Source organism: Shewanella sp. 10N.286.54.B9 (assembly GCF_041468565.1).
GTDB lineage: Bacteria > Pseudomonadota > Gammaproteobacteria > Enterobacterales > Shewanellaceae > Shewanella.
Genome location: NZ_JBFRIY010000127.1, coordinates 1 through 3025, shown reverse-complemented (window position 1 = coordinate 3025; position 3025 = coordinate 1). Strand labels below are relative to the sequence as shown.

At 43.4% G+C, this 3025-nt stretch carries 2 protein-coding genes; one reads left to right on the top strand and one right to left on the bottom strand.

Annotation, left to right across the window (positions count from 1 at the left end; translation table 11 throughout):
• Positions 1-62 precede the first annotated feature (62 nt).
• Entirely contained in the window at positions 63-959 is an 897-nt protein-coding gene (locus AB4135_RS22110; protein ID WP_371995563.1) for a collagenase, read from the bottom strand.
• A 138-nt stretch (positions 960-1097) separates the two neighbouring features.
• On the opposite strand from AB4135_RS22110, the gene AB4135_RS22105 reads away from it, so the two are divergent.
• The gene (locus AB4135_RS22105; protein ID WP_371995562.1) at positions 1098-2888 is read left to right on the top strand and encodes a M1 family metallopeptidase; all 1791 of its coding nucleotides are present in this window, start codon (positions 1098-1100) and stop codon (positions 2886-2888) included.
• Positions 2889-3025 lie beyond the last annotated feature (137 nt).

Genomic DNA, 3025 nt, shown 5'->3' with positions numbered 1-3025 from the left:
GGAATAACCATTTCTTCCACAATGCGCCTTGAATTGAAAGCCCTGAGAAAGCTCTGAATTAATCACATCTTTAATGGAATTGGTATAACCAATTCAGCTAACCAAGTTTGAAACTCTGCATCCATCGAGGTTCCCCATTGGCTCACTAATGCCTGGTACCTTGGGAAATCCCCTTTTCGAGTGAAGATTAGCATTTCATCGATTTTATCTTTATGTTGTTCAAGCATAAATCGCACGGCTAAATAGCCCCAGCGGTAGACTCTATCGCCGCCACCGTTCTGCTCATAACTGGTATTAAACAACTCGCTCAATTGCAGGTTATTAGCACCTATAACCTTTAGTGCTTTTGGATTATTGTCAGCAAGAGAGATGTATTCGGCAATGCCTTCGCTCCACCACACGAGGTGAGGATACAAAGGTGTTGGTTGAGGACAGTACTCTGGCGCGCTATGCGAGTCATGTAATGAGGCACAAAAATCACCATAAAGGTTAAAACGGCCATCAAGATAATGGACATATTCATGGGCTAGGTTCCACACTTGTCCTTTTTTTTCGTAGGCAACAAACTCGGCTTGGTTATCTTTCTCCCAAGGAAAGCCCTCCAGATACATGCCGCCATTGTCACTGGGCACATTGAAGTGAGCAGTGACATTCGCTTTATAATCTTCACGTGAGTGATAGACGTTTGCCCGCATACTGTGGTTATTATCATGAGCTACAGGTTTATTTAACGTGCCGAATAGTTTATGGAATTTAGCTTCCTGTTTTTGCAGTAACTGACAAGCTGATTCAACCTGCTGTGGCGTCAATGCCTGAGAACGGATAATGATGGTATCGCTGCAGGCATGATTCTGGCTTAGAACATTTTCTAATGGTTGGGCAGTTTGCGCTGCAGTATATGGTGACATAATCAGCAAAGGGCTCATGATTAGCGTCAGGATATAGTGTTTATTTTTCATGGAGGGTTTCTCTAATTTTTATATTTGCATACAATATTCGCAAGTGTTTCACTTAAAACAATTCGAGTCAATTTCACTCTAGATTAAGATTTTGACTAAAATACCACCCAAAAATTCAATGACTAGAAAGGATATGCCGTGTTAGAGCAATGGGATAACAGCCGTGACTACCATTCATTCGCCAATACAGAGCAAGTGCGTGTTAAACATTTATCATTGATGTTAGATGTGGACTTTGCTGCAAAGCAGTTGAGCGGACAGGTGGAGCTAAATCTTACTTACTTAGATGAGAATACTCGTGAGTTAATGTTAGATCTACGCGATATCACGATTTTTAAGGTCACTACTGCAGCCGATCAAGTCTTGGAGTACGCGATTGATAAACAAGATCAGATCTTAGGTCAACGCTTATGTATCAAATTAGACTCTTCAGTTAGCAGCGTGAAAATACACTATGCCACTACGCCTGAAGCACAAGGGTTACAGTGGTTAACCCCCGCTCAAACCAGTGGCAAGAAACTGCCATTCTTATTCAGTCAATCGCAACCTATCAATGCACGTAGCTGGATCCCGCTGCAAGATAGCCCAAAAGCCAGAATAACTTTCGATGCCGTGATTAATGCACCTAAAGGAATGCGAGCTGTGATGAGTGCCATGAATGATGCCACTGCAGCACTTGATGGTCGCTTTAGCTTCACCATGGAAAAAGCCATGCCGACACACCTGCTCGCTATAGCCGTCGGTGATCTAGCCTTTGGGCGATTAGGTGCGCGTACTGGTGTCTATGCGGAGCCAGAGGTTGTTGAGTCAGCCGTTGCAGAGTTTGAAGATACTGAAAGTATGGTTGAAGTGGCTGAATCTTTATTGGGCCCATACCCTTGGGGGCGCTATGACATGATTGTATTGCCACCGAGTTTCCCTTTCGGTGGAATGGAAAACCCAAGGTTAGCCTTTATGACACCGACGCTAATCGCTGGAGATAAGAGCTTAGTTTCAACTGTTGCCCATGAGTTAGCGCATTCCTGGACCGGTAACCTTGTCAGTAACGCGACATGGCGCGATCTATGGTTAAACGAAGGCTTCACGACTTATTTTACTAACCGCATTGTCGAAAAGGTGTTTGGTAAAGAGTTGGCAGAGCTCGAAGTAGTATTGGAGTATGGTCGATTAAAGGAAGCGATTGAGTCTACAGCATTAGCAGCTCAAACTTTACCCGCCAATATGCAAACTCAAGATCCTAATGAAGCCTTTAATCGTTTCACCTATGATAAAGCTTCAATGTTTGTTCATGATCTTGAAAAGCGTTTAGGGCGCATTGCTTTTGACAAATTCCTCTATGAATATGTACAAGCTTTCGCTTTTGAAGCGATAACAACAGAGACTTTTGTTGAGTATGCCAAAAAGACATTGCTTGTCGAGCATAGTGAGCTGATTAGCGAAGCTGAGCTCATGGGCTGGATCTATGGCGAAGGGATGCCTGAGTGGTTTAACGCGCCAACATCAAATAGTTTAGACAAGGTCACTGAGGCTCTGTCAGCATTTGAAGCGGGCCATGCTGCTGCCGATCTTAATACTACAGGCTGGTTAGTGCATCACTGGCAGTATTTCCTGACCAACCTTCCAGAGGTCGTAAGCTATGATCAGCTTAAAGCACTTGACGCTGCATTTTCATTTACAGTATCAACCAATGCTGAAATAGCTTGTGATTGGTATAGGGTGGCTATCCGTAATGGCTACACTGAAGCTTTAGAGGCAGTAGGTGATTACTTAGTAAAAATTGGCCGGGGTAAATTTGTTAAGCCACTTTATGCTGAACTGCTCAAAGCTGGCTATAGAGAAGAGATTAAAAAGATCTACGCACAAGCGCGAGAAGGATATCACCCATCGATAGTGGTGATGTTAGACGCTCAACTTAACGCTGTCGTTTAATAACCAAAAAAAATGGCAACCTAAATAGGTTGCCATAAACATAAGTTTCAAGAGTTAACACGGTTAGTGCGCTAGCGTAACGGTTAACTCCAATGGCAAACCTCAACAGGAGTGCCTAAGGGAATGATGATGAACAA

Bases quoted from the DNA above. Each gene is read 5' to 3' on its own strand.
- AB4135_RS22110 (WP_371995563.1), bottom strand. From the start codon at position 959: ATGAAAAATAAACACTATATCCTGACGCTAATCATGAGCCCTTTGCTG.